This window comes from Priestia sp. FSL W8-0524 (assembly GCF_038005965.1).
Lineage (GTDB): Bacteria > Bacillota > Bacilli > Bacillales > Bacillaceae_H > Priestia > Priestia zanthoxyli.
Map to the genome: position 1 here is coordinate 1,388,730 of NZ_JBBOUG010000001.1, position 20,808 is coordinate 1,409,537.

Annotated in this window: 19 protein-coding genes; 12 read left to right on the forward strand and 7 right to left on the reverse strand. The window is 35.3% G+C overall.

Translation table 11 applies throughout. The annotated features are described in order from the left end of the window. Positions 1-62 precede the first annotated feature (62 nt). The 4 genes from NST66_RS06880 to NST66_RS06895 all read left to right on the forward strand — a co-directional run bounded on the left by NST66_RS06880 (position 63) and on the right by NST66_RS06895 (position 3,015). Complete coding sequence (locus tag NST66_RS06880; protein ID WP_033578569.1) at positions 63-839, forward strand: SDR family oxidoreductase; 777 nt, start codon at positions 63-65, stop codon at positions 837-839. Positions 840-1,075: 236 nt separating this feature from the next. Next, a complete protein-coding gene (locus NST66_RS06885; protein WP_033578570.1) occupies positions 1,076-1,867 on the forward strand; it encodes a phosphotransferase in 792 nt (263 codons plus the stop codon). A 22-nt stretch (positions 1,868-1,889) separates the two neighbouring features. Beyond that, positions 1,890-2,348: a GNAT family N-acetyltransferase gene (locus tag NST66_RS06890; protein ID WP_033578571.1), complete on the forward strand. Its 459-nt coding sequence runs from the start codon at positions 1,890-1,892 to the stop codon at positions 2,346-2,348. 433 nt (positions 2,349-2,781) lie between these two features. Next, the gene (locus tag NST66_RS06895) at positions 2,782-3,015 is read left to right on the forward strand and encodes a hypothetical protein (protein WP_045289872.1); all 234 of its coding nucleotides are present in this window, start codon (positions 2,782-2,784) and stop codon (positions 3,013-3,015) included. Between the two features lie 136 nt (positions 3,016-3,151). On the opposite strand, the gene NST66_RS06900 is transcribed toward NST66_RS06895, so the two are convergent. Beyond that, positions 3,152-4,444 (reverse strand): VTT domain-containing protein, encoded by a 1,293-nt coding sequence (locus NST66_RS06900; RefSeq protein ID WP_033578572.1) that lies wholly within the window; start codon positions 4,442-4,444, stop codon positions 3,152-3,154. A 465-nt stretch (positions 4,445-4,909) separates the two neighbouring features. Here NST66_RS06900 and NST66_RS06905 point away from each other — a divergent pair, with 465 nt between their 5' ends. The 3 genes from NST66_RS06905 (at position 4,910) to NST66_RS06915 (ending at position 8,170) form a co-directional block, all read left to right on the forward strand. Next, complete coding sequence (locus tag NST66_RS06905; protein WP_033578573.1) at positions 4,910-6,109, forward strand: MGDG synthase family glycosyltransferase; 1,200 nt, start codon at positions 4,910-4,912, stop codon at positions 6,107-6,109. Position 6,110: 1 nt separating this feature from the next. Then, positions 6,111-6,809 (forward strand): polysaccharide deacetylase family protein, encoded by a 699-nt coding sequence (locus NST66_RS06910; protein WP_033578574.1) that lies wholly within the window; start codon positions 6,111-6,113, stop codon positions 6,807-6,809. A gap of 1,148 nt (positions 6,810-7,957) precedes the next feature. Next, a complete protein-coding gene (locus NST66_RS06915; RefSeq protein ID WP_226313283.1) occupies positions 7,958-8,170 on the forward strand; it encodes a hypothetical protein in 213 nt (70 codons plus the stop codon). Positions 8,171-8,179: 9 nt separating this feature from the next. Here the strand turns inward: NST66_RS06915 and NST66_RS06920 are convergent, their stop codons facing one another. The 4 genes from NST66_RS06920 to NST66_RS06935 form a co-directional block, all read right to left on the reverse strand. After that, positions 8,180-9,283 (reverse strand): GerAB/ArcD/ProY family transporter, encoded by a 1,104-nt coding sequence (locus NST66_RS06920; protein WP_033578576.1) that lies wholly within the window; start codon positions 9,281-9,283, stop codon positions 8,180-8,182. A 19-nt stretch (positions 9,284-9,302) separates the two neighbouring features. Continuing rightward, a complete protein-coding gene (locus NST66_RS06925) occupies positions 9,303-10,496 on the reverse strand; it encodes a Ger(x)C family spore germination protein (protein WP_033578577.1) in 1,194 nt (397 codons plus the stop codon). A 30-nt stretch (positions 10,497-10,526) separates the two neighbouring features. After that, a complete protein-coding gene (locus tag NST66_RS06930; RefSeq protein WP_033578578.1) occupies positions 10,527-12,029 on the reverse strand; it encodes a spore germination protein in 1,503 nt (500 codons plus the stop codon). A gap of 396 nt (positions 12,030-12,425) precedes the next feature. Beyond that, positions 12,426-13,319, reverse strand: coding sequence for an AraC family transcriptional regulator (locus tag NST66_RS06935; protein ID WP_340843209.1), 894 nt, complete (start codon positions 13,317-13,319; stop codon positions 12,426-12,428). A gap of 192 nt (positions 13,320-13,511) precedes the next feature. Here NST66_RS06935 and NST66_RS06940 point away from each other — a divergent pair, with 192 nt between their 5' ends. From NST66_RS06940 to NST66_RS06955, 4 genes are all read left to right on the forward strand, one after another. After that, a complete protein-coding gene (locus NST66_RS06940; RefSeq protein ID WP_049163922.1) occupies positions 13,512-14,099 on the forward strand; it encodes an NDxxF motif lipoprotein in 588 nt (195 codons plus the stop codon). Positions 14,100-14,262: 163 nt separating this feature from the next. Then, positions 14,263-14,751: a DUF6518 family protein gene (locus tag NST66_RS06945; RefSeq protein ID WP_340843210.1), complete on the forward strand. Its 489-nt coding sequence runs from the start codon at positions 14,263-14,265 to the stop codon at positions 14,749-14,751. A 164-nt stretch (positions 14,752-14,915) separates the two neighbouring features. Continuing rightward, positions 14,916-15,098 carry a hypothetical protein gene (locus NST66_RS06950; protein WP_014460704.1) on the forward strand — a complete coding sequence of 61 codons (183 nt, stop codon included), beginning with the start codon at positions 14,916-14,918 and terminating at the stop codon, positions 15,096-15,098. Between the two features lie 295 nt (positions 15,099-15,393). Beyond that, positions 15,394-15,792: a hypothetical protein gene (locus tag NST66_RS06955; protein ID WP_033578582.1), complete on the forward strand. Its 399-nt coding sequence runs from the start codon at positions 15,394-15,396 to the stop codon at positions 15,790-15,792. 110 nt (positions 15,793-15,902) lie between these two features. Here NST66_RS06955 and NST66_RS06960 read toward each other — a convergent pair whose 3' ends face one another. Both NST66_RS06960 and cax read right to left on the reverse strand, forming a co-directional pair. Beyond that, on the reverse strand, positions 15,903-17,417 hold the full coding sequence (locus NST66_RS06960; RefSeq protein WP_033578583.1) for an arylsulfotransferase family protein: 1,515 nt from the start codon (positions 17,415-17,417) through the stop codon (positions 15,903-15,905). Positions 17,418-17,783: 366 nt separating this feature from the next. Continuing rightward, entirely contained in the window at positions 17,784-18,827 is a 1,044-nt protein-coding gene (gene cax, locus NST66_RS06965) for a calcium/proton exchanger (protein ID WP_033578584.1), read from the reverse strand. A 441-nt stretch (positions 18,828-19,268) separates the two neighbouring features. Between cax and NST66_RS06970 the strand changes: the two genes are divergently transcribed. Continuing rightward, entirely contained in the window at positions 19,269-20,765 is a 1,497-nt protein-coding gene (locus NST66_RS06970; protein WP_340843211.1) for a class I adenylate-forming enzyme family protein, read from the forward strand. Positions 20,766-20,808 lie beyond the last annotated feature (43 nt).

Consider the following 20,808-nt stretch of genomic DNA (forward strand, 5'->3'; position numbering starts at 1 on the left):
TTGCTGAAATCGTGTGCTATTGGTGAGCATATAAATTCAGCGTTCCCATGAGGAGATGCTTTATGAAGCGATTAATAAATAAAATTGCGATTGTTACTGGTGCTAGTCGGGCAAAAGGTATTGGTACTGAAATATGCAGGGAGTTAGCTAAAGAAGGCGCAGATATTTTTTTCACTCATTGGTCAAATTATGATCGTTTAATGGATTATTGTAATGAGGATGATTTTAATTGGTCGAAGCATCTGATTGAGGAGATACGCAGTCTGGGAGTACGATGTGAATCGATGGAATTGGATTTATCACAGCCCGATGCATCAAGAAAACTGCTTGATACAGTTCAAACCAAACTGGGTTCTCCATCAATCCTTGTAAATAATGCAACACATTCTGTAGACGTAGATTTTCGTTCGATAGATGCTGATGTTCTCGACGCTCATTATAACGTGAATGTTAGAGGAACATGTCTTTTAACTGTTGAGTTCGCACGTCTAATCGAAGGCAAGCATGGCGGTCGAATTATTAATATGGTATCAGGTCAAGATAAGTCACCTGAGCCTGGCAATTTGGCTTATGTTGCCACCAAAGGTGCCGTTTCTACATTTACTAAATCAGTTGCTATTGAATTAGCACCTCTTAAAATTACTGTTAATGCTGTAGATCCTGGACCAACTAATACTGGGTGGATGAGCAGTAAGTTGAAGGAAGATTTACTGCCGAAGTTCCCAATGGGTCGACTTGGTGAGCCCCGGGATGCCGCAAAATTAGTTGTTTTTTTAGCAAGCGAAGAAGCAGAATGGATTACCGGACAAATTATCCACTCAGACGGTGGCTTTTGGTGATTTAACATAGTAGCGGTCTCCCGCTTTTTTAGCGGATTTTTGTATGAAATAAGCAGTCAAAAAGATCTTCGAATGAAGATTCTTTTTTTATAATGTAAAGTAACATTAATGGGCTATGAAGGGAAAAGTACGGGCTGTTCTAAATAGATGGTGAAATAAGGTATATCATTGTGGTAAATGTTTTATCACTTTCACTTATTAACGACAAATCGGGTATATTCAGGGGGAATATTTATATGTCAAACTTTAAGGACGAAGAAGTACTAACAGGAGGGAATGTTTCTAACGTTTACCGCTCGGGAAATACCGTACGACGAGAATTAAAATCAGATAATCATAAATTTCATAAGCTATTAAAGCATTTAGAAAACAAGGGATTTACTTATGCACCAAAATTTTTAGGCATTGACGAAAAAGGGAGAGAGGTCTTGTCATTTATTGAAGGTGAAGCTGGTAATTATCCCTTGAAGAAATATATGTGGTCCGATGATGTTTTGATAGAAATAGGAAAAATGCTCCGTCTTTATCATGATTCAGTGAGTGATTTTTCATTTGATGACAGCTGGAAATCAATAGATAACACGCCTAAACCATTTGAAATACTATGTCATAATGATTTTGCTATATACAACATTATTTTTAATGATGAGAGACCAATAGGAATTATTGATTTTGATGTTGCTGCACCTGGGCCAAGACTTTGGGACATTGCTTATACTCTTTATACGTGCGTCCCTTTTAGTAGATTTTATCTTTCTGAAACAGGTGAGAAAATTCATTATAATTCATCACAGCATGCTCAAGATAGAAAGCGAAGAGTGAAATTATTTTTTGAATCTTATGGCGAAGAATTACAAGAAGGTTATTTGGAAATGGTATTGCTACGATTAGAGGGGTTATGTAAAACAATTACAAGAAAAGCTAGTGAAGGTGATATTGCGTTTCAAAAAATGATAGACGAAGGGCATCTTGAGCATTATCAAAACGATATCAAATTCATTTATGAACATACAAAAGAATGGATTTAATTTTAATAGAGGAGCCCTTGTCATGCGAATTATTAATATTAGAGAACAGGTAGAGTACAAAGACAAAGCTATTGAATATACTCAGCGTAAGTGGGCGAGTAAAGAGAATTTAAAGCTTTACGAAGACTGTATTATACATAGCTTAAACACAAATAGTTGTCTTCCAGTCTGGTACCTGTTAGAAGACGAAGGAGGAATTATCGGCTGCGCAGGGCTTATCACCAACGATTTTATAAGTCGAATGGATTTATGGCCCTGGGTGTGTTCTCTTTACATTGAAGAAAGTTATCGAGGTAAATCCTTAGGTGAGCAACTTCTTTTAAAGCTGAAAGAAGATACGAAAAATGCCGGATTTGATAATCTTTATTTATGCACCGACTACGTTGGATACTATGAAAAGTATGACTTTTCATATATAGGCGATGGTTATCATCCGTGGGGGAGTAGTTCAAGAATCTATAGGGCTAATTTAATAGGTTAACTATCAATTTTTTTATAAAATGTTTTTAGCTGTTTCAATCAGTGAATAGCGGGTATAAGTTGATTATACAAGCGTAGCCCCCCCAGGAACATGCATGTATATTTCTTTTTCTTACTTACCCTGTTGAATCCTCTTTTTCATGGAGGATTCTTTTTTATGTCTAAAAGAAGACTTCTCAGACTATATACATCAAACACCTTAAACATCCCTTATGTATTTTATACTCACTGAATCTAGGTCACGTTACAAGATGAAAGAGATTCAGAGGTCTCATGGGACTGTGGATAAATGTAAGAAACCTTGCAGAAATACTAAAGACAGGTATAGCCAAATTTTTATTTTATAAAATATTTTTATACTTTTACGCGTTTTGCTTATACCAATTTTTGCTTTCTTTATGGTATGTACTATAAGTGTATAAGGAGGTGGAGTTATGCCAGGACGTCGTAGTGGAGATCGTCGTACATCTCAATCTCGTTCTATAGTAGATAATTTTCGAAGAGGAGATAAAATTCAAGTTTTTTCTGCTGGAAGACAGCTTGATGGAAATGGTACGTTTATTCGAGCAGAAGGCGGATTTTTAGTATGGGAAGATAATTCAGGTAATAGAAATACGACTAGTTTAGAAAGTATCAGCGTTCGCAGATTAAGAAAACGTAATTGCTAATAATTTGGACAGGCTCTGATTTTATATAAATAAAAAACACCTTCAAGCTGATAACTGGGTATGGGGTACCGAGCAATCACTTGGAGGTGTTTTTTCTCATGGGAAACATCAGAAATAAGTTTTTTGACAGTATCACTTATAGATTAATACCTTTCATAAGACGGAAGGTTTCAAGAAGCAAAACGTTTAACCCTAGCCATACTCCTCCAAATACATATCCTGCTGCAATGTCACTGGGGTATTGTATGCTCAGATACAAACGACTAATGGCAATAAGCAATAAAATAAGAATGGCCACTATTGGTGCTACTGTAGGAACCCACAATCTTTTAGAGTGTCGAACCAGCATAAATACAGCAAACCCATAAATAACAAAAGCCATTAAAGACTGCTCGCTTGGAAAGGTGTATGAAAGCTGTTCTATCAACGACTTTCTAATAGGGGAGAAATGATGGAACATTCGTCTCAGGCTTTCTTCGTATAGCTCTCCGCCGCCTGCAACAACTACCAGAGATAATAATTCAATTTTTTTATCTCTGCCTTTCCATAAAATCCATACAAGGGTAAAGAAAATCAATGTTACCAGAACCTGCCTGGATCCCAGTATGAAAAACACCCGCATGGGTACATTCCAATCTTTATTAAAAAGAGCTGTTATTAATAAACTCGTTATTTTGTTAAAATCTCCAAACTCGTTTGCGATAAAGTCTTGCGTCATTCCAATCATAAGCAGAATAAACCCTAATGTAACTAATGCTGTAAATATAAAAACAAGACCCGCCCGTTTCCGCGTATGAAATGCGTTTACTATCCACTTGAGGCAATTAATTGCTATCTTTTTAATCGTTACTTTGAACTTTTTATAAATGTAAATAGCTGCGAACAAACTTACAGCTACAATCAGCCCAATGACAAAATACTTTTTGATAGAATGATGAAACTGTTCCCACTGAGGTCCTAATAACTTTCCTAAAGTAATAAATGTGGTAACCCAAAGAAATGATCCACTATAGGCATACAGTGCATACGTACGAAAGGGAAGCCGAGTAATTCCTGAAAAATATCCTGTAATATGTCTAATAACTGGGAGGAAATAAGCAATAATCAACAGCTTGTTTCCATGTACACCAAACCATTTTGACATTCTTTCAATTCGCTCTGGCCCCATATGAAGGGTTTTTCCGTATTTATCAAAAAAGGGAGTCCCTAACCTATAACCTACCCCGTAGGCTATGGTCATTCCAACCATACTCCCCATACCAGCCACCAAGATACTTCCCACCCAGCTCAAATGTCCTTGAAAAGCAAGAACCCCAGCGTAGCCCATGAGCAGCTCCCCTGGAAGAGGAAGTGCAAGAAGTTCCAGCATCAATGCTAGAAACAGCACGATATATCCGTATTGATTTATATAAGATGTGATAAAATCCATGGTTTGTCCTTCTTTCATAGTATGTATGTATCTAAAGCACAGTCGGTAAGGCGAATATGCTTACATGCGATTGAAATACAAAGGTGAAAAGATTAATTTCACCTTTGTATTTCTTTTAATGTAGCACTATTTATTAAAAAAACTGGATTTTTCATTAATTTTTAATGTTATTTTTAGCCTATTTTTAATTACAAAACGTAGACTGAAAATGTGCTATTTGAAAGCTCAACTTAAGACTGTTTGTTTTTCTAATAAATAGTGTAAGGAGTTCCTAACCAATCTATGTAACGAAAAAGAAGAAAAGATATACCCTACAAATCGATTAAAAAGGGGAACTACCCATTATTACTTTTTTATCAGCAGAGCAATTCTTTAATCGCCTAAACAAAAGAACAAAAAGATGTGCTGAAAATTTTAAGTTTTACCCCACAGCACAAGCATACAAACTACAAGGAGGGAAAAGTCATGAATAACCGTGAACGGGATAAATACTTAATTCTTTCCGCTACGTTTGGAGAAGGACATAAACAAGTGGCAAATGCGATAAGTGAAGCAGTAAGTAATGTCGTTGCTGATGCTGAGCCTATTACCATTGATATCATGGAGTGGGTTCATCCCAACCTTTATCCAATCAGCCATTATATTTATAAAAAAGGAATTAAGAAGTTTCCACAAGTGTATAGCTTTTTGTATGAAAAAACTCGTGTGAAAAATTCTTTTTCCGTTAAGTTAAATTCGATCTTTTTATCGGGTATGGAAACCGTGCTTAAAATCATACAGGAGATAAAACCGAAAGTAGTGGTTAGTACCTACCCATTTGCCGCGGGAATTATATCAAAATTAAAAGAGCAAGGGTTAATTGATATTCCAGCGGTAACCGTCATCACAGATTATACGGATCATTCTTATTGGATTCATTCCTCTACAGATCAATATGTGGTAGGGTCTGCTCGATTGCGTGATCAATTAATTGCGTTAGGGGTAGAGGCAGATAAAATTAAAAACACTGGAATACCTGTACGGAAAAGATTTATGGATGTTCTTCCAAAGGATCTTCTCTTAGAAAAATATATGATTAATCCCAATATATTCACCCTGCTCATCATGGGAGGGGGCGACGGATTTTTTGGGAAAGGACTTTCAACCTTTAAAGCCTTAGAATCCATTTCTACACCGATGCAACTTTTTATAGTATGCGGTAAAAACAAGAAGTTAAAAACACAATTAGAGTCGGAATTAAAAGACTCGAAGCATGACGTGAGAATTTTGGGATATTGTGAAAAGGTTGAAGAATTAATGGCTATTTCAGATTTAATGATCAGCAAGCCGGGGGGAGTGACAACCTCTGAGGCAATGGCGATGGATTTACCCATATTAATTTACCATTCGTTACCCGGACAAGAAGAAGACAATGCAGAGTATTTATGTCGTTCAGGATTCGCACTTTCTGTAAAAACAGAAGAAGAGTTGGTTGCGCGGGTCGAAAATCTGGTTCATGATTCAGCACCTTTAAAATGGATGAAACAAAGAATAAAAAAATACCAAACTAAAACGTCATCCATAGACGCTCTCCATGTCATTGTCGAAGCAGCAAGACGTAGTCCATTACTCAACGTAAATGATAGAACAATACAAAAGCAAAAGGAGATAGAGGTGAGTATATAATATGGAGTTCATGATTTCTGCTATTATTTTTTTAATTTTATTATACACCGTTATTCCGTATTTCCTATCACGTGGTCTAGGAGTAAACGTAGTTAAAAGGGGAAGGGATTTATCGAAAATTGCTTTTACGTTTGATGATGGTCCGAACCCTATTTATACGCCGATACTTCTTGATTTATTGAAGAAAAATGAAGTGAAGGCAACCTTTTTTGTGGTCGGTACCAAAGCAGAAAAGTACCCTGAACTGATTCAGCGAATGCATAATGAAGGCCACTTAATCGGAATTCATAACTACGTACATCACTCCAACTGGTTTATGTCGCCTTGGAAAGTTCAAAAAGGGCTGAAGGATACAGCCAAGGTGATTGAAGCTATCACGGGAGTCGAGCCTAGATATTATCGCCCGCCTTGGGGAATGCTTAATCTTTTCGATTTTATCAAAAGAGGTAAATATAAGATTATTCTATGGTCAACCATGGCGGAAGATTGGCGAACCTCTGGCGGAAGCGAAAAGATTAAACAGCGCCTAGCAAATATAAAAGGCGGGGACGTGATTTTGCTGCACGACTGCGGTGATACGCTAGGGGCGGAATCTGAAGCTCCAAGAAATACAATTAATGCGTTAAGAGATGTATTAAAAACAGTGAAAACGAAAGGATTCACTTGTGTCCGTGTTGATGAATTGGTAGAGAAGCTATAAGTAGTACGAGAACTATATTTATTAAAGCTCACAAATGACATTTTAATTCTTGTCATTACCCTAACTAAATATCTTCTCTGTTATAAAAAGAACCTCTATTTTAAAGAGGTTCTTTTTTATGGTCAGTAAAAATATATGGTAATATAATCATATATTGGCTATATTTATAATTTCGTGATTTTTAAATTCTGTGTTGAATCAGCAGTCAATCTAAACGACATCTATGAAAGTAGGGTAGTTCTTGAAAAAAGTTATTTTGAAATTCTTGGTATATTTTTTAATTTTCTTTGGAGGAAACGTAATAATTAATATTCTGTTTACCTCTAATTTTGATCTTTTAACAGCATTTTCAACCGCTTTTGGAGTTTCTTTTGGAATTGCTACCTTTGGGTATTGTACACATATTTGGGTATTGTACACATAAAAGAGGCAAGGAAGCATAAGATGCTGTGTTTTTGACCCAATACATAAAAGATTTTATGAGAAACGTAAATATCATAGTATTAAATTATAAAAATGTTGAGGTTTGAGATGGGGAATTTGTTGAATTACATTTATTTTTTTATGGCCATTTTAATTGGCTTGTACTTTTTTATCACCAATAAGCACTCTAGAAAGCCACTATTCATGTTGTTACTATCGATGCTTTTATTTTATAGCAGCGCGTATTCTTTTTACTATAAGACTTATCCAATTAACTTACTCAGTACATTATCCATACTTGTGTTTTGGTGGATCATTCTTTTATTACTAAGAGAGATTTATTCTAGAGAAGAAAATGTTTTCTGGAGTCTTTGTTTAATCTATGTAGCGCTATACCACTTTTTACATTATTTTTTTGATTCATTGGCTCAAAAGAACTTTTGGTATGGGTCTATTTTTTATGTTTATACAAATGTAGGATTACTTCTGCTTGGCTTGTACTACTTCGTGAGAATCTATAAAAATAGAGCCGTACATTAAAATAAATAAAGCTCCTTGTAGATGAATTTTTAAAATTCTTGTTACGTTAAATTTTTTATAACAGATTGCTTTGCAGAAGATCAATTATTTTCCATTATTTAATAAATAGTATTAAATCTCATGGACGCCTTGTATATTTTTATATTATTTACCGCAATTTAAAAGAAAAAGGTGAGGCTGATATAATGGCTAAAATAATTTCATCCTTATGTATTTTGCTGGGGGCTTATGCTCTTATTGTATTCATCGACGTTTTTCAGGGAAACTATATGTTTCAATCGTTTTATAACCTAAAACAATATTTTGTAATTGCACGTGGAGAAGATTATTTTTTGATTGTTTTATTTGCTTTGTTGTTCGTTACTGTTAGCATTTTTCCTGTTTTAAAAAAACAATAGCCTCCCTTGTCATGAAAGGGTAGGCTTTATTTTTTGCTTAATATATGCTGTAATCAGCAATAGGATAGGAATTGCTATATGAAAAGGGAGGTGTAATAAATAAGGAACAACTTTGAGCCCTTCATTTATATGAGCTTGGTAGCTAGGAGCAATCATCAGTGAGGAGAAAAAAATAACACCACCAATTAGATAAATGTTTGTAACAGAAGGTTTCATACGAAACAAATCAGTTGCCCCAATCACGGCACAAAAGAAATAGATGGATATTTTAACAAAACCTAAAATGACCATGAGAATAAGAATAAAGGTATCCAGCCTTTGAATAAAACTGGCTATGTTAATGTAACTCACAGCTGTAAGAGCTGGGAAAGAAGATCTTAAAACAGTCTCTGGTCCGAGTACACATAAAAGAATAATTGAATTAATGGTTAAGACAATCCCTCCTATTATAATGGCGGATAGTCCAATTGTTGCAGCCTGACTTTTTTTATTCAAATAAGGAAGAAGCATAGTAAAGGTAATCAATTCTCCGAAAGGGACAGTAATGCCAAGAGGGACTAACTCTTTCCCTATGTTTCCCCATCCATTTGCTAATACGGGTTGAAGGTTTTCCACTTTGATATAACCTCCTACTACATACAAAACGTTTAATATAAAAAGAGTCAGTAAAATAACAACAAAACATAAGCATGTAACTCGTGCGAATGCTTCTATTCCCAAGTGAATACTATAAATTAACACAAAGGTCATGCATATGCCGAGCGTAATAATCGATGTAACATAGTAAGAAGAGCTAATTAGTAATTCTTCAAAATCACGTAGTACTCTAGAAGCAATATAAACAAAATATATAATATAACAAAAGCTGATAGCACTGCCTACGTATTTACCCCAGATTTTAATAAGATAGCCGGTTAAAGGCATATTAGGGTATCTCTTATATAGGGAGATATAGACTAAATACAGTGCACATCCAAAAATAGTAGCCAAAAAGGGAACGATCCATGCATCTTGCTTAGCAGCCTTTCCTATATCTAAAAGCAACGTACTGCCTAATATAAAGATAAACATCATACAAAATAATTGAAACCCATCGATTTTTATTTTAGTCAATGCTTTTTCAGCTCCTCATCTAATTTACCTCATAAGGATTTGTACGCATTCCGGTATTTACGATAGTGACGTTCACATTCATCGATACCTTCGCACTTGAAAATAGACTCTCCCAATTCTGTTTATGCTGACGCCAATAACTAGGGTTGGTTCGAGATAAGCTATCACCAAAGCCAAATATATCTGCCTTTTCTTTTTGTGCGATGCTAATAGTTTTTTTAATTTCCTTTTGTAGTTCATTTTGGATTTCTTTTTCCAACTCTTTTAATACCTTAGGGTTGCTTAAATCTTTTTGGCATGATGTTTCCGTAATTTCTCCCATCACATTCAGATCTGTATGAATAAAAGGTTGTCCACGGCGGATTTTTGTTTTTATTTCACTTTTTATTCCAGTCGCTGTAACTGTGATATTCTCATTTATATTACAAGGGAAAACAAGAGCTGTGCTCTTCACTTCAGACGTAACAAGTTGAACAGATCGAGCTTCATCCCCATCCAGCCATCGAACTAATTTTCCTTTTCTAAACATAGCTAATCCTTTTACCTGCATAGCACTTGGGCTGGTATTCTCTAAATTGCCTGCTTCTTCTGACTGCTGAGAGGGTTTGTTAATATTGATTCCAGGAAGAGATAGATCTTTTCCCTCACTCAAAAGCATAGAAATAACTTCATATGCTTGTACATTACTAACTATTCCATACATTTTTTGATTGTTCTGGGTTGTACTTAGGATACTTTTGACTGGAGTAACCTCAAAAGGTTCAATCACACCAAGCAATTTCTCAGCAGTTCCATCACGCGCAATAAAAACTGGAATACTTGTACGAGCTTGTTTGCCCCGATCCAAGGCATCAAATAATAAGCTAAGACCATTTCTTGCTAATTTTTCACCTACGACGATAAGCGAAAGATGAGAAGTAATATGTTCTCTTGGAATGACGACAGAGGCTTTTTTTAATGCTTCCACTAACGATTTGGCAGTTACTGTGTAGTTAATGACAGGAAGACCCTGTCCTCCCGACGAACTGCCTTGTGACAAACCACTTGGGTTAATAATCTGATAGGTTACTTTATAGGGTTCTTCCGAATTTTTATTCTCATCAATTCCCAGTCCTATAATGACTCCTATTTGGTTCAATTCTCGATAATTCGAACACCCTGAAACACATAAACAAAGGGCAGTGATCCATAAAAGTGAAAGGTAATTTTTCATTTTTCATCCTCATTCATCTTTATGTGGCTTCTATTTATTTTGTTGTTTTCTTAAAAGAGATGGTAAAGAGAATCGAGCTAAAGTATCCTTTTGCTCTTTAAAATCAAAGGGGGCAAAAGGTGAAAAGTAGGGGACACCGAAAGATCTTAGACTACTTATATGAAGCCATATACATAAGGTCATAAGCAAAATTCCATATAAGCCAATAAATGCTGAAATTAGAATCAAGATAAATCGAAAGCCCCGGGCCGCATTGACAATGCTAGTAGATGGCAGTGTAAAATTGCTGATGGCAGAAATAGCAACAATGATCACAACAGCCGCTGATACAAAACCTGCTTCTACAGCTGCTTGTCCTAAAATCAGTGCTCCTACAATGGAGACTGCTGGTCCGATTGCTCTAGGCATTCGGATTCCTGCCTCTCGCAACATCTCAAAAGCTAGTTCCATCACTAATATTTCTACAATTGCTGGAAAAGGAACTCGTTCTCTTTGAGCCATTAAGCTGACCATTAATGTGTTTGGAATAAGTCCCTGATGATGCGTAATCAATGCTAAATAGATAGCAGACGCATACATAGAAAGAAAAAAAGAACCAAATCTCAAGATCCTTAAAAAGGAAGCAATATAATAATTTTGATAATAATCTTCGGGAGACTGAAAAAATTGAGAAAAAATAGCGGGTGCAATTAAAACAAAAGGTGTTCCTTGTACAATAATAGCAATTCGTCCCTCTAATAAATTTCCTACAACGGCATCAGGTCGTTCTGTATTTAATAGAAGTGGAAAAATAGTGGTCCTATCATCCCGGATAAATTCTTCAATATAATTCGACTCAAGGATCCCATCTACCTCAATCCCTTTTAAACGTTCTTTGATTTCTTCTACAATACGTTCATCTGCATTTCCTTGAATATACATGATTCCTATATCTGTGTGAGTTACGCTTCCAATTTTCATGCTGTCTAAACGTAAATTAGAATCCTGAATTCTAGCTCGTATTAAAGAAGTATTCGTCCTTAAATTCTCTGTGAAACTATCTTTAGGTCCCCTAACAACCGTTTGACTGGTTGGTTCTGTTACTGCGCGGGACTGAAGTTTTTTTGTAGTGCCAATGAAAATTTTAGAACTTCCATTCATTAGTATGACTGTATCACCAGTTAAAACTGCTGACACAAATTCATGCCAATTCTCTTTTATAGTCAATTGAGATACAGTCAACATCCGAGGTATTTGTTCTTCTATCTCTTCGACGGTTACTACTTGATTACTTTCTTTAAACCACTGAATAAGAGGAGTCATGATATTCTCATTTATAATGTTTTCATCTGCTAATCCGTCAAGGTGAATAACGGCTGCTTTTAACGTGTTTTGATGCGGAGACTCAACCATTCGAAACGACACATCAGAACTATTTCCTAATTCGTTCAATAGCCTCTCTATATTTTTATTTACATCATCATATAAGGGAGTTGCTGAACAAGCTGTTGTCTTTTTTTTATTAGGGCTTTTCAGAAGATATCTTTGTCGCACGTTTTACCACCTTTTATATGAGTGAATATTTGTTATACAACGAGTAACGTTATCATTCCTATAAAATGTAAAAAATATGTACGTGAGGAAAATACATAAAATAAAATGCTAGTATTACTTTATACTCAGTGACAGATCAGAAGATATTGTTTTAAGAATTAAGTAATTGGAGAGAAAAGCACATCGTATTTCTCTGTATATCTGATGTTTTTATTGCCGATATCGTACATTATGATAACTAAAAATGAAGTGAATATTCAAATTGGTTGATTCCAAAATTCCCAATGCAAAAGAATAAAAAGCCCTCTCTTAAATATAAGTGCTTAGAGATTGGGCTTTTGTATAGGAATATGTTCAGCATTATAAGTGAATTTCTACTTGGAATGCTTTTCTCTTCTATGCCTTAACAGTCTGTTTTTTTACAGGAATGTAGATGTCAATCTCTTTATTTTCTGAGCCATAACATCTTTTGTCGTACAGTTCAAATTCCATTGATCCGTAGTGCTCATAACCCGATTCAGGGAACCATTCTGTAAAAACATAATTCCACGTGGACTGAATGGAAGAAGTAAAAGATTCTTCATTTGATTTTGGTGTAGTAAATACGGCATATTCTAGTTCAGGGAAGCTTCTGTAAACTGTTCCTTCAGGTGCTGGAGTGTCTTTCTCAACTTCCATACCAATTACATAAACAAACTCACCCGTTTCAGGATTAAAGTCAGTGCAAATACCAAGCTCAACGTTTTTGTTTATGGGATGGGGTATTCTAGAGCCTAATCCATTTTGCATGTACTGTTGCCAAAATTCAGGAATGTCTTTATTATTCTGGCTACCCTCGTTCTTTGTTTTTAGCTCATATCCAATGACATAAAAAGCAGGTTTAGTGACTAGTTTTGGTTCCATCTTATTTCCTCCTGACAAAATTGTGGTATTTAGGTAGGCTTTTCCTCGCAGCGGTCCAGATATTCTTCTTGCGTTACGGTATTGTTTGGGTGAAACATCATAAAATTTTTTGAACGCTCTGTTAAAAGACTCCTGATAGTGGAAACCAACATCAAGTGCGATATCAATGACTTTTTCATCTGTGAAAAATAAGCGTTCTGCTGCGCGCGTAAGTCTTCGTTTCCTCACATAATCCATCACTGATTCTCCAACCATGGCTTGGAAGACACGGTGATAATGAAAAGGAGAAAAACAAGCAATTTCTGCTAACTTTTCTAAAGTAATTTGTGTCTCCAAATTCTCCTCAATGTAATCTAGCGTTTTCTGTATACAAGTTACATAATTCATTTACATTCACCTACCTTACGTTCACTATAACAGCAAACAAATCTTTGTTCTTAACATTTTTTGCTATATTCAATTAGGTGGGGGGACTTTTCCAATATACGCCTCTAGATGTATAGTCCTAAGAGGATTTTAATGTTAAAATTTTCTATGTAAATTAATAGAAAAAACACATTGTTAAAGGGAGCGTTTGAATTGAAAAAACTTTGTTTTAGCTTAATAATTATTTTTTTATTAGGCGCTTGTTCTTATCAGGAAAGTACAAAAGAAGCTAGTGGAAAAATTGTATTACCAACTTCCATATTTAGTTCATCGAAAAATAATGCCTTAATTGATGAAAAAGAAATGAAAGAAAGTATACAGACATACTTAGATACTAACGAGGATCTATCCAATACCGGTGATCAATTTGAAGAAATTATGGAGTCCGATCAAAAATTAAATAAAGCTCAAGCGAAAAAATTTGAACAGTTAAAAGACCTGGTGAAAGCAAATGATCATAACTTTTCCACCTATATTTCGCACAATACTTTACCAGAAGGATATAAAAAAGATTCAGAGAGAATTAGCCGCTATATTATGGGTTCCAATCAAATTTTGGATGAACTGGATCAAGCAATCGATGACATGGTTGAGCATATGAGTGAAGGAGATTTTTCTGAAACAGAAATTGAGTCACTTATGAATAAAAATAAAAGTGTAAATGGAAGAGAGCAGATAAAGATAGAGAGTTTCCTAGATGACAAAAATATTGATACAAAAGCTTTTGGACGAAAGAGTTAAAACATTTTAATAGATTTTCTTTGGTTAGGGGGAGTTTACTATTGGAATAGTTAAGTCTACAAACAAACTTGCATTTTCTATTATCTATTTAGTCTTCGGTACAGCTTTGGGGATAGCAACCAAATATTTAGATACTGTTGCAGATGTTGATGGAAGTTGGCGGATGAACATCCTGCCATATTTTGGAGGTTTGTGTTCGAGGACAGGGATTTGGGTACTGATTGCTACCCTTATAGCTGCGTATAGTAAAACCAAAATTAGTGCGGCTCTTAATACATTCATGTTCTTTATAGGAATGCTAACAGGCTATTATATATATTCCGCTTTTTTATTTGGATTTTTTCCAACTAGTTATTTTTTACTGTGGGGAAGTATCGCAATAGCGTCTCCGTTTCTAGCAGCTATTGTATGGATCGCTAAAAATAATTTACGTCTAGCTTGGATATTACCAGCGTTGCCTATGGGGTTATTGTTAAGTCTTTCTTTAGCGGTTGGAATATTTTATATACATGTAAACTATATTGAAGAATTCATTATGTATGTTGTTTTATGCGTAATCTTTTACAAAACTCCAAAGCAGCTAGCGGCAACAATTGCTGTTTCGTTTATTATTTCGTTTATTATCAAACAAGTAAGTCCCTTTCACTTTTGATTTAGATTAAGATTTTTGTTTTTTAATGAAAGTTTACTATGGGAAAAGAAGATTTTGGTAACTAACTATACATACAATTTAAAGTGTTTTTTACATATATATTCTTTAAAATACAGTAATTAGGAAACTTTTAGAGGAGTAATTCGTATAAAAGGTAGGAGGTGATGGATATTAACACTGAAAAACGTCTGGATGAAATTGAAAGAAAATTAGATGATTTACATAATAAGATAAGTAATCAAGAAAATAGAGCAAAGTATAAACCTATCTTTACAGTTGTACTCATTTTATCTGCAATTCTCATATTTTTTGTGCTGATAGGTGTTGTAAGTTTTTTCACAGGTTAATTTTTTTACTAGTCTCTCAGAATTATTTCTGGGAGACCTTTCATTGTTTAAACTAACGGCAATTTGCTTTATATAGAATATGCCTGAGGATAAAAGGGGATAAAATTATAATGGAAAGTGAAAAGAAACATTCCGCATTTAGCGCATCTTTCAAAATCTACGATCAGTTTTTAAAAAAGATCTTACATATGTTCTTTACTAGATAATATTCTATGCGGCGTTAACTAAAAATATATAGTTTAATACAATATAAGTTAGTAAAAATGACATTATACTGTTTACATGGAGGACGAGGATGAGAAAGTTTTGTATTGCTTTATTTAGTCTTTTCTTTTTTGTTTCATTAGTTGGATGTCAAAGTAAAGTTGAGGATCCTTTAGAGTTTTCAGGTGAAACTCAAAGCTGGTCAGCTACTATTACGTTATATCCCGTTGAAAATAGTAAAGAAACAGCTCAAATTAACTTAAATTATCTAGGTAGTAAGGTAGAAAACGTAGGGGATTTTGGAATTAATTTAGACACTTCAAATAATCAAAATGGAATTGCAGTGAGAGACGCAAGGTTAAATGAAGAAGGGAATTTTAAAGAGAAAGTAAAGGTTGACGCTAGTGAAGGTATAATGAAATCTAAACATTTGATTTTAACTGTTAAATGGAATGACAAATCAGAAGATGTTGTTTTAAAAGGTAAGTAATTCGAGAGAAAAAGTACCCCATACTCATCTATATCAAGTATTCCCCCAGGTCTTCAGAGTAGGGGCACTATACGAACATTTTTAAAAATCTAATAGAGGATTATTAATGCTCACTTCCGTCTATTTCGTCTTATTTTTACGTAAGTAGTGGGTGATGTACCAATGACGTTCCTGCATGAATCTAATGCTTTGACTTGAAAATAGGGACCACCTGCCTCAGCATGAATATCTGTTTCAAATCCAGTACGAGGGGTACTAAATACCACTACTGACAATTTAAAAGGTGTTGGTCCCGCCAGCACCTGCCAAGCGACTGTTTCTGTTGAACCATTCCATGATGCGTAAACTGTAGCTTCACCGTCGGGCAATAAGTCTACAGTTATGCTAGGCGGATAAAGTGGGAGACCTACCCACTTATTTTTAAAGGCTCGATACGAAAGATTCTGATTTGGATACTGCATATCATATAACAAATTAAATGAAGGGTTTCTCCGTGTATTGCCAGCGTTCCTAAATTCCGAAAGGTACGGTTCTTGTCCCCACCCAATGAGTTGATTTCCATTGGAAAGCTTTTGCGCATTTCCTTGACTTGGAACATATAAAGCGGGGTCATGATAATATGTTCGATCTACATTTGCAACCTTGTGTTTATAATCTAAGTGAAGAATTAAACCACGCGCTTGCCCTTGAGGTGGAGAATCAGGAGAAGCACAGCAGGCATTGTCAAACAAGCTTATCCTGTTTTCGGACCTGTAGCGCGCATCATGCTGCCAAGAAAATTTAGCGTTCGGTCCAAGCCTAAAATCACTTTGCTTTCCACCAAGTTGCCAAATTACCTTTTCCGTTTCTTTGTCAATATTATAAATAGCCCACATACTACGCATGCTCACTAAAAGTGTATTGTTTGGACCTTCTTCGACTGAATTTACGTGGTAACAATCCCATATATTATTAGAGCTTGTTGCGGATGAAGCAGGTACCATCGAATCAGCTGGATTAACATGTTTAAGTACATCCCAAAAGAAAAGAAGCTCTCCCGTCTCAATGTCTACTTCTTGAATAGAGTAATTACTAAAATACCCGTTTAAGGGCCCTCCATACTTAGATAAATCTGCAGGTACTTGTTTTACCGCCGTAAATAAAGCCGTATTCCGTTTGGTGATTGTAAACTCGTGCAAATCAGAGGTAAACCCTTTTTTAGCAAATAACTTTTTAATGACCTCATAATGCTGATTGATAATTTGAAAATAAGCACCAGGCTCAGGTTCACCTACTGGAAGGTTAGGGTTTGAAGTTTGAGTGCCTGAAATTGTCCCATGCCACATCGTAAGAACAGGGTTCCCGCAGTATATTTGTACTCGAAAGTCTGTATTTTGGATATACCTACTAGCAAGCGGTCTAAACCACACTGGATTACCCGTCTGATCCATAATTAGTGCGCCGGTCTGTCCAATCATCGCTGCTCCATATACCGTATAAGGTGCAACAAATAATAGGCCGGGAGCTGTTCCAGGCTTATTAGTATTAATGGTAACCTTCATGGGATGTAAATTAGGAGCTGAAACAAAATTCCATACTTGCGGGTTTGGATGATCAGTGGATGATTGTGAATTAAAATTATCCATTCTCACTCTCATCTCCTCTAACTTTTATTAGTAAACACTGTCTCTTGAGCTATTAATATGTCATTCGCTCCAAAATATGTACATACATGTTAGGTTTACTGGTGTCTTTTGTTTATTTGAAACGGTTATATGTAAGGTAGATAAAATAAATATAAAAAACGAGCTCTTAGTAGATAAGAGCTCGTTTTTCTTGTTCATATACGATTATATATTATCAATACAGCAATACTTTAATTGTGTTTAAAGTTGAAAACCATGCAAAAGAAAAGCAAATTTTTGTGTATATATTATTCGTCAAGATTTAAAAAGATGATCAAGCTTTGTCTTTATGTAAGCTGAAATTTTCATCTTTTTCTTGAAAAAATTCTATAAAAGGTAAAAACTAAAGCCTATCGCAATGTAGGTACCAACAAGTAAAACACCTTCGAACCAGTTGGAATCACCATCGTTCACAACGGTCACCGTCATGAGAGCGGCAAGAATCATCGCAATCATTTCCGCTGTATTAAACACAAGAGGCAAGAAATCATACAAGTATGAGAACAGAACAAGTATAGGAGCAACAAACATGGCCGTTTGGACGGTTGAACCAATGGAGATCTCCACCATTACGTCCATTCTGTTATTATAGGCCATGGCAATTGCTGACACGTACTCTGCAGCACTTCCCACTATGGCGACAACAATAATTCCAATAAAAACGTGACTCCAGCCTAAAGCAGCACCTACTGGCTCAATGGTACCAACAAGTTTCTCACTAATATAAGCTAGTACAATTGTCGCCAGTCCAAGCACAACGATTGCTTTCTTTTTTCCCCATTCTGGTTTCTCTCCATTTTCTTCTGCGTTTCCGGTGAAAATCCCTTTATGCGTGACAAGTTTAAAAAGAAGAGCAAGCAGGTAAATGGTCAGCATCACAATAGCAAAAGAAGTGGATAGAACCTGCATATCTTTATCATCCAAGCGTTTTGCAAAGATAAACGGCAATACAAAAGTTACGATAATAGCAAACATTAAGAGGGAAGTATTATGTCGTGTTTTAAACACACTAAATTTTTGCTTTTTAAATCGAATACCTCCAACGATCATGGATATTCCACTGGCAAAAAGAAGATTAACAAGAACTGCTCCCGTAATTGAGGAAATGACGATTGTATTTAATCCTTTACTTAATGCAAAAAATGAAATAATAATTTCCGCAGCGTTGCCAAACGTAGCATTCAGTAATCCGCCTGCTGTTGGACCTACTACAACGCTAAGGCTTTCAGTGGAACGTCTAATGTAATTAGCCAAACTAATTAATGTCACGCAATAAATAAAAAACATGAAAATATAATTCCAATTAAACATGCTGCCAATAATTGAAAGAGGTACACCAATAATCATAAAAATAAAAAAGACTTTATTCATATTTTCCTCCATGGTCATTATAGATCCTATAGCAAGAAGAGAAGCTCTATATTATCTTAGCGTTTTTATTAATATAACTCTTAAGACTTTTGTTATTCACATGGAGAGTGCAACTAGCAATTAACTCGATGCATAGAAAGAGAACATACGTAATAGCTGCTACAAAAGGAGACTAAAGTTAAAAAAAGAAAAGAACCTTACAAGATCAAACGTTATGAACTCCTCAGCATAAGCTTCAAAGTATACTGAATAGTCTTTTCTGAATAACTAGTATGTATCTTTTACATGCTAAAAAGATATGAATTTTTCAAACGTTTATAATTGACGTTTGCGTTAACGTTAAGTACGGGTAATGTAGTTTATAGAGTTAAAAATAATTAGAATGAAGGACCATTTAAATATGATTCAAACTGGTAATTATCATTAAAGGAGAGAGCTATCATGTATACACTTGGAGAACTATTAGAGCAAAGAGCTAAACAATCTGCTGAAAAAGAGGCTTTAATTTGGAGTACATCTTTCCATACATTTAAAGAATATAATGAACGTGTCAATCAGCTGGCTCATTACCTGTTAAGCCATAATGTTAAAAAAGGAGATCGAATTGCAATTCTATGTCAAAATAATCATCCGTTTCCTACAATTCTGCTAGCTGCATTAAGAATTGGAGCCGTAGCGGTTCCTATTAGCTGGCAGCTGACGAAGTACGAAATTATCGATATTTTAGACAGTGCACAACCTAAAGTTATTTTCTACGACCAAAAATTTCATGAGGTTATTCCTTTTGATTCTGAAATATTAAATGACGTTATTACTTTACAAGTAGGAAGAGAAAATAGTGTGGAGACAGTTGAAGAATATAATGACATTTTTTCTGCGTATTCTATACTAAATCCAAATATACAGGTCTCTCAAGATGACATTGCGATGCTTCTTTTTACTTCTGGAACAACTGGCAATGCAAAGGGCTGTATGATTGAGCATGGTCACGTGTATTCTTATATACAACCATCGAGTCAACGAATAGACTATGAAGAGGATGGTCGATTTCTTGCCTCGCATCCTTTTTATCATATGAGTTCTATTAACAATATTTTAAAATCTGTTTCCAACGGAATGGGGTTGTTTCTGTTGTCAGATCCTACACCAGAAATCATGTGGGAAACGATTGAAACTCATAAGATCACTATGATGTTAGCGTTTCCCTCTACGTATATGCAGATGCTCGAAGTAGTGAAAAATGCAGGGCCAAAGAAATCTTCACTAAAGGTTGCTATTGCAGGAGGGGCCAAAGTTCCTGTTTATCTTATTAAGGAGTATGAAAAGTTAGGCATTAGAATGATCCAAGGGTATGGAAGTACAGAAGCATGGACAGTGAGTGTATGGACACCGGATATGGGAAATGAAAAAATTGAATCGGCGGGTAAGCCTCTTTCCGGTGTAGAAGTAAAAATCATTGATCCTGAGTCAGGACAAGAAGTAAAAACAGGGGAAGTTGGAGAAATTATTATAAAAAGCCCCTATTGTTTTAAAGGCTATTGGCATAATCAAGAGGTGACTGACAAAGTTCTTAGAAATGGCTGGTTCTATATGGGGGACGCTGGAAAGATAGATCAAGACGGCTTTTTATATATTATGGGACGCTATAAAGATGTTATCGTATATGGCGGTGATAATATCTATCCCGATCAGGTCGAAGAAATCATTGAGCAAATGGATACTGTTATAGAAGCTGCTGTAGTAGGCGTAGAAGATCCTGTTTATGGAGAAAAACCTGTAGCTTACGTGGTAAAAGATCCTGTTTCTCCTTTAACAAAAGAAGATATTCTAAACTATTGTAGAGAACGATTGGCAAGTTACAAAGTTCCAGAAGTTTATTTTATTGATCAACTCCCTAAAAATCAGCTCGGTAAAGTATTAAAAAGAGAACTGAAATGAAGAGGGTTAAAAGCGCGGACTGAATGCAGCCCGCGCTTTTATA

What these genes read in the sequence shown, in the direction of transcription:
- NST66_RS06880 (WP_033578569.1), top strand. Translation starts at nt 63, where the DNA reads ATGAAGCGATTAATAAATAAAATTGCGATTGTTACTGGTGCTAGTCGG.
- NST66_RS06885 (WP_033578570.1), top strand. Translation starts at nt 1,076, where the DNA reads ATGTCAAACTTTAAGGACGAAGAAGTACTAACAGGAGGGAATGTTTCT.
- NST66_RS06890 (WP_033578571.1), top strand. Translation starts at nt 1,890, where the DNA reads ATGCGAATTATTAATATTAGAGAACAGGTAGAGTACAAAGACAAAGCT.
- NST66_RS06895 (WP_045289872.1), top strand. Translation starts at nt 2,782, where the DNA reads ATGCCAGGACGTCGTAGTGGAGATCGTCGTACATCTCAATCTCGTTCT.
- NST66_RS06900 (WP_033578572.1), bottom strand. Translation starts at nt 4,444, where the DNA reads ATGGATTTTATCACATCTTATATAAATCAATACGGATATATCGTGCTG.
- NST66_RS06905 (WP_033578573.1), top strand. Translation starts at nt 4,910, where the DNA reads ATGAATAACCGTGAACGGGATAAATACTTAATTCTTTCCGCTACGTTT.
- NST66_RS06910 (WP_033578574.1), top strand. Translation starts at nt 6,111, where the DNA reads ATGGAGTTCATGATTTCTGCTATTATTTTTTTAATTTTATTATACACC.
- NST66_RS06915 (WP_226313283.1), top strand. Translation starts at nt 7,958, where the DNA reads ATGGCTAAAATAATTTCATCCTTATGTATTTTGCTGGGGGCTTATGCT.
- NST66_RS06925 (WP_033578577.1), bottom strand. Translation starts at nt 10,496, where the DNA reads ATGAAAAATTACCTTTCACTTTTATGGATCACTGCCCTTTGTTTATGT.
- NST66_RS06935 (WP_340843209.1), bottom strand. Translation starts at nt 13,319, where the DNA reads ATGAATTATGTAACTTGTATACAGAAAACGCTAGATTACATTGAGGAG.
- NST66_RS06945 (WP_340843210.1), top strand. Translation starts at nt 14,263, where the DNA reads ATGAACATCCTGCCATATTTTGGAGGTTTGTGTTCGAGGACAGGGATT.
- NST66_RS06950 (WP_014460704.1), top strand. Translation starts at nt 14,916, where the DNA reads ATGGATATTAACACTGAAAAACGTCTGGATGAAATTGAAAGAAAATTA.
- NST66_RS06955 (WP_033578582.1), top strand. Translation starts at nt 15,394, where the DNA reads ATGAGAAAGTTTTGTATTGCTTTATTTAGTCTTTTCTTTTTTGTTTCA.
- NST66_RS06960 (WP_033578583.1), bottom strand. Translation starts at nt 17,417, where the DNA reads ATGGATAATTTTAATTCACAATCATCCACTGATCATCCAAACCCGCAA.
- cax (WP_033578584.1), bottom strand. Translation starts at nt 18,827, where the DNA reads ATGAATAAAGTCTTTTTTATTTTTATGATTATTGGTGTACCTCTTTCA.
- NST66_RS06970 (WP_340843211.1), top strand. Translation starts at nt 19,269, where the DNA reads ATGTATACACTTGGAGAACTATTAGAGCAAAGAGCTAAACAATCTGCT.